Annotated in this window: 6 protein-coding genes and 1 pseudogene; 2 read left to right on the forward strand and 5 right to left on the reverse strand. The window is 57.2% G+C overall.

Features of this window, described 5'->3' with window-relative positions; genetic code table 11:
* Window positions 1-997, reverse strand: a pseudogene (locus IQ273_RS29245) (hypothetical protein); the annotation flags it as partial.
* Window positions 998-1,169: 172 nt separating this feature from the next.
* Between IQ273_RS29245 and IQ273_RS29250 the strand changes: the two are divergent.
* A complete protein-coding gene (locus IQ273_RS29250) occupies window positions 1,170-1,352 on the forward strand; it encodes a CsbD family protein (protein ID WP_194026630.1) in 183 nt (60 codons plus the stop codon).
* Between the two features lie 124 nt (window positions 1,353-1,476).
* Here IQ273_RS29250 and IQ273_RS29255 read toward each other — a convergent pair whose 3' ends face one another.
* Both IQ273_RS29255 and IQ273_RS29260 read right to left on the reverse strand, forming a co-directional pair.
* Entirely contained in the window at window positions 1,477-1,833 is a 357-nt protein-coding gene (locus tag IQ273_RS29255) for a Spx/MgsR family RNA polymerase-binding regulatory protein (RefSeq protein WP_194026631.1), read from the reverse strand.
* A 126-nt stretch (window positions 1,834-1,959) separates the two neighbouring features.
* Window positions 1,960-2,187: a Calvin cycle protein CP12 gene (locus tag IQ273_RS29260; protein WP_194026632.1), complete on the reverse strand. Its 228-nt coding sequence runs from the start codon at window positions 2,185-2,187 to the stop codon at window positions 1,960-1,962.
* A 409-nt stretch (window positions 2,188-2,596) separates the two neighbouring features.
* Here IQ273_RS29260 and IQ273_RS29265 point away from each other — a divergent pair, with 409 nt between their 5' ends.
* Window positions 2,597-3,844, forward strand: coding sequence for an FIST N-terminal domain-containing protein (locus IQ273_RS29265; RefSeq protein ID WP_278000605.1), 1,248 nt, complete (start codon window positions 2,597-2,599; stop codon window positions 3,842-3,844).
* Window positions 3,845-3,863: 19 nt separating this feature from the next.
* Here IQ273_RS29265 and IQ273_RS29270 read toward each other — a convergent pair whose 3' ends face one another.
* A complete protein-coding gene (locus tag IQ273_RS29270; protein WP_194026633.1) occupies window positions 3,864-4,781 on the reverse strand; it encodes a hypothetical protein in 918 nt (305 codons plus the stop codon).
* 38 nt (window positions 4,782-4,819) lie between these two features.
* Window positions 4,820-5,545, reverse strand: coding sequence for a M15 family metallopeptidase (locus tag IQ273_RS29275; RefSeq protein WP_194026634.1), 726 nt, complete (start codon window positions 5,543-5,545; stop codon window positions 4,820-4,822).
* Window positions 5,546-5,893 lie beyond the last annotated feature (348 nt).

The following is a 5,893-nucleotide window of genomic DNA, read 5'->3' on the forward strand; positions in this document are numbered from 1 at the left end:
CCGTTGCCTCGGCCACCTCGGCCGGAAAGATGACGTCTAGATTGCCGTCGGTCTCAGCCTGATTAGCGATCGCATCAAACAGCGAAGCCACATCTACCGTGACCGTAAATCGCTGCAGAGCCATCACCTCGGCCCCGACCAGCAGCCCCACTTCCCCTAGAAGCAACCGAGTTGAAAGCCCAGGGGGAACCGCTACGCTGATCGTAATGGTACTAGGTAGCGTAGCCACAGCCAATGGTGCCGGAGTCAGGGCTAGAGTAGCTGCCGTTTGGGGGTCAGACAACCGCACTACCAGCGTTAGCGGCAAGCGGGTGGCACTGGTAGCCGGGCCTGTCACCGTCGCCGCTAGCCCTAGGCTTTCGCCCTCGCTACCCAGCAGCGCGGCGTTGGGCAGAGTCAGCCCATAGGGTAAGGTCTCTTCAGCCCAGCCCGCTGCCAACTGCGCCTGAAAGGCATCCATGGCAGCCGCTGTCGCTTCAAGGTCAATTTCAGGTACAGGTACAGAACTGGAGGCCAAGGAATCCGATTGCAAACGAGACATTGCGATCGCCCCCAGACCTTCACTGCCATCGTCAGCAAACCAGTCGCCATCGTCCGCAGAGTCTTGGGCTACCACTCGCAGCTGCACCGCATAGCACCACGTTTGAGCCACCTCATCAGGTGAATTGGCTTCGTCTGGATTACCCCCACTGGCGCACTGAATATCCCAAGTGCCCTCTCTCAGCCGGGTAAAGGGCATCACCACCATCAAGCCGTTGTTGTTGGTATCGCCCTGCCGACGCAGAGTACGACGTCTGGGAGATTCGCCTGGGAGGGCCGATCGTTGCCCCTGACTATCGTGCAGCAGCTGACTAATCTGAATGCATACCGGGGTATTGGTTTGGCTAGTATGGGCCATCACTCGGTAGCGGCCCTCCAGCACTTCTACCTGGGACGAATCGAGGGGCAACCAGCTTTGATCGCCCTCCTTTTGCAGCAGAAATTCCCAATACTCCATAGCCCCAGCCCTGAATTCACGTTCCGTTGCTAACCATGCCGCCTATGATGCTTCAGGATACTCCAATGCCTTCATTTTGGTGGAGCCCCCTTCTCTACCTCCCTACAGAGGAAGTGGTTTGACTAAAAGATCTAGTTTGGGTAAAAAGCCCATCATATGGAGATGAAAGACTATGTCTATTGAAGATCGGGCCAAGGCTACAGCTAAAGATATCGAGGGTAAAGCCCAAGAAGCTAGCGGCAAGCTAACCGGCGATCGCGAAGCCCAAATCAAAGGTAAGGCTAAGCAGGCTGAAGCTAAGGTGCGCCACTCCGTTGAAGATGCCAAAGATCAGGTCAAGCGTACCATCGACTAAGGGCTCTATCCGCACCGCAAAGGTAATCGTGCCCTCACGTAAGGTTCCAATTCTTTTCAGGATTGGAGCCTTATTTTTGCCCTCACCCACCCTTCACCATCTCGTTTTCATTTCACCTACCCATCTACTCAGCCAGCACCTCCATCAACATCGCCTCAGAGGCCCGAAAACCTACCAACACCGCCTTACCATTCTTGACGAACAAGGGTCGCTTCAGCAGCATGGCATCCTGACTAAAGGCCTTGATCCATTCCAGATCACCCCAACCTTGCTTTTCGTCACCCAGGGCACGGTATGACAGCCCTGAGGTGTTGCGCATGGCCTTGCTACCCAGAGCGTCTACCCAAGCGGTCACCAGCTCTGAGCTAGGGGGACAGTCTTTGGTATTGATAAACTCGTAGGCAATGGCGCGGCTGTCGAGCCATTGCAGCGCCTTTTTGCAGGTGCCACAGTTGGGAATGCCGTAAACCATTAGCGCCATAGCTACCTCGATCAGAACAGTCGGATTTGAGAGAGTATTTCAAGATGGCAAAAATGCCAAAAACGCCCCGGTGGCCAGGACGTTTCTTTAGGATGTTTTAAGTTCTCGGAGACAATTCCCGATCGCTTAGGTGTCGTAGACCCGGCACTCGTCAGCTTCAGGATTGTTGTCGCAATAGGTCTCTAGGGAGGTTCTGTCCGTCCCCTTATCGCGCTGGTGAGAAGCTTCAGCCTGAAGCTCTTCTACGGCATCCCAAGCAGCGGCACACTCCTGAGAGTTGCTGCCAGAGACGTCGCAGGCAGACCGGGCGTCTTCAATTTCTTTCTCAATGCGCTCTTTGATGTTCTCGCTCATTTGCTTCCTTTACCGTATGTAAACAACTACCGTGGGGGACTGCCACCTGGTAACTAGAGGGGGATGAATCCGCTGGATTTTAATGGAATATCCCGGCTTCAGGCTTAGTATACTTCACTGTTTTAGATGGCCTAACGATGGAAACTCTACCCCACGGGGGGAGGGTTACTCCCTTGACAGGAAAAATCGCTGGCCTGGCGCTACCCGCCCATGGCCTAGGCCAACAGCTCGTAGAGGTGAGGCCCAGTAGAAGTACCTATTATCCATATTACACATCCCTACCCGGTCGGGGGTGCCTACTGAACATTGTTCGCTAGGGTCAGTAGGCAAGCCAAGCGACTGAGTCGATCTGGCAAGGTAATCAGCATTCCGATCTAGACTGGAACCACAAGAGGAGGGGACATACCCGATGACCGACATTCCCCAACTGGGCCACCCACCCATGGAGTGGGCTAACGCTGTGTCTACCTGCCCTTCCCTAGAAGGGGCAGTGAAGGAGGTAGTCGAGCAGCTCAAGGGACGTTTGACGGCGACCCCCGACCTGGGGTTGGTGTTTATTTCAGCCTCATTTACCAGTGAGTTTGCCCGACTGTTGCCCCTGCTGCAAAGTCTGCTGCCGATACCAGCGCTGGTGGGGTGCGGCGGCGGCGGCATTGTTGGTACCGATACCCAGGGTCAGCCTCAGGAACTAGAAGATATCCCCGCCCTCAGCCTGACGGTGGCCAGACTACCAGGTGTATCGGTACAGAGCTTTCATTTGTCGAGCGATGACCTACCCGACCTAGACAGCCCGCCTGCGGCCTGGTCGGAGCTAATTGGGGTAGCCCCAGAGCAAAATCCCCAGTTTATTTTGATGGCTGATCCCTTTGCATCTAACGTCAATGACCTGCTTCAGGGGCTAGATTTTGCCTACCCCAGTGGAGTAAAAATTGGCGGGTTGGCTGGTATAGACGGCTTTAATCGCCACAGTGGGCTATTTTGCGATCGCAGCCTACACACTGAAGGTATCGTTGGCGTTGCCCTCTCGGGGCCGTTGGTGCTAGATACCATCGTGGCCCAGGGATGCCGACCGATTGGCCCCATCTATCGGGTCGACAACGCCGAACGCAACATTCTACTCAGCCTGGGCACGGCCAATGGCGACGCCCCCCGCCCACCTCTGGAGATTTTGCAAGAACTCTTTGAAACGCTATCTGAAGGCGATCGCAAGCTAGCCCAAAGCTCTCTCTTTATTGGCGTCGCCCAAGACAGTTTCAAACTCACCCTCGACCAGGGCGATTTTTTGATTCGCACCCTGCTGGGGGTTGACCCCAAAATGGGCGCGATCGCAGTGGGCGATCGACTGCGCCCTGGCCAGCGAGTGCAGTTTCACCTGCGCGATGCCCACACCTCTGCGATCGATTTAGAAAACCTGCTGCAGCGCTACCAGCGCCAGGCCAAGGCGTCTACCACAGCCGCCGGAGCCCTGATGTTTGCCTGCAATGGGCGAGGCGAAGGGCTCTATGACCAGGCTAACTTCGACTCCAGCCTGTTTGCCCAGTATCTGCCAGGGCTGCCTCTGGGCGGCTTTTTCTGCGGCGGCGAAATTGGCCCCGTGGGGCAGACGACGTTTCTGCACGGGTTTACATCGGTCTTTGGCATTTGCCGACAGCCGTAGTAAACGGAAGCGGATGCCCTTATCTGTTCCCAGCGCCCAATTCCGGCGATGGCGTCACGCCTCTGACCGTCAGTGTGTAGGTGACGGCGCTGGTACCAATGCCTTGCCAGCCGGTTATGAATCCACCTTCGTCTAGCACGGGTCGGTGCTGAGGGGTGGTTACGGCGGCGTAGAAAACTCCTGCGGCGGGCAGAGGCCCAGTCTCTAACCGGGGTTGCAGCACTGAGGTAGTGCGGGCTTCGCTCAGCAGTCGGCCCTCGGCGTCAAACAAGAAGAGTAGGGCGCTGTCGTCGGTGTAGAGTATCCCTGGCCGCTGCTGAATGACGTCTAGAGCCAGGCTGGCAGTATCGCCCTCAGCGCCCAGAAAAGCGTATACATCGACATAACGGCTTACAGCTCCCGTAGAGACACCACTGCCGCTGCGGGTGTTGATGCGCCGGGCCTCGGCCAGCGGCTCAAGCGGGGTGTCGGCACTAACCCCTAGCCCAGCCTGCCAGAAGGCCTCCAGCTGTCGGATGGTTCGGTCTGGAACTAGGGTAGCGCTACTGAGGCCCACCTGGGATGCTGCGGCCCGCTCTAGCTGTAACGGTCGCCCGCTGTAGCCTGGCAGGCCAAACCCTTCCAACACCGGCTGACAGGCGTCAATGTTGGTCAAAACAGCCCGATTTTGACGCAGCAGCTGCATTTGACGGCGTAAAACCACCAGTTCGGCCTGGGTCTTAACCGGCAGGCCGGGCACCTTTTCCAGTTCGCCAGCCCGGGCGATCGCGCTATCCCAATCGTTTAAGCACACCGCTAGCTGTAGCGACGATCGCAGAATAGCCGGGGATTGGGCCTGAACCGGAACTGCTGCCACCAGGGAAAGCCCCAGGATAATAGGCAACGCGTCCCAAACCCGACCGATTGCCGACAGGCGTATCCGAGACCAAACCTTCATCGCCGTTGCCTCCTCAAGGGTGAGCGTACCTGGTGGTATCACTGTACCCACAAGTCTACCGAGGCTCGCCCATAGTGAGCCAAAAAGTCTTCGCGGCCGGTTTCTTGTCGTCGCTGCCAGGCCCACAGCTGATCGCCCAGTGAAAAATGCCACCACTCGTTGGGATGACGGCGAAACCCAGCCGCCTCCATTACCTGATGTAGCAGCGTGCGATGGGTATGAAACTGCTGCTGGCTCGGCAGGGTGCTGGCGGAAAAGTGGTCAGGGTGCGATCGCGGCGATACCTCGTCAATCGGCGATCCCATATCTACTAAAGTGCCGATTTCGGTCATCAGTGTGACGTCTAACGCCGCCCCGGTGCTGTGGGGTGGGGGTGTCGCTGGGTCGTCGCTGGGTACGGCCCAAAACTGAATCACCTCAGCCATGACGGCTTCTCGCTGAGCCGCAGTGAGTATCTGAGCACCCCATCCACGGGCCTGCACCTGCTCTAAAAAGGTGCGCTCCACCATAAACTGCTGCACTGCCAGGGGACGAAAGGCATCAAACACCTGAATCTTCCAGCCCGGCTGCCGCTCTTGCAGCACCTCCTGAGCCTGGAGTAGGGCTGCGAGCACACCCACTCGCAGGTAGTAGGGCGACTGGTGGCCGTAGGGTGCCCCCAACGCCTGGTAGGGGTGGGGCTGTAGCAGGGAGACGCGATCGCCCTCAATGGGCACCAGCGGTTCACCACAGTCACAGATAGGAATGGCCTGGTAGGGTTTCATAGCGCTCTTTGACTCAGATAACCGCGATCGCATAACGGCTTGACACGCTGAGGATTATGGCAGACTTCTTCGATGCTGGTTGCCCCACGCTCAGCAGTCACAAACACACTGATTTTGAAGTCTTGGTAAACCTGGACCAGGTCGCCCTTTGCGCAGGAGTTGCAGCCAAACTTCAGGGTACCTTCTAAGGAGTCTCTGGAAGCTCAACAGTCGATCAAGCCATGATTGTGTTTACCTGGTGGCTAGGAATTTTAGCTGTGGGAGTAGGTGGCTGGGGCTGGTGGATGGCTGCCCTAGCTGCACCCAAGTCGGTAACTTTGCTCGCTGGGCTATTGGTGGCCTATGGGT

The organism is Nodosilinea sp. LEGE 07298 (genome assembly GCF_015207265.1).
Lineage (GTDB): Bacteria > Cyanobacteriota > Cyanobacteriia > Phormidesmidales > Phormidesmidaceae > Nodosilinea.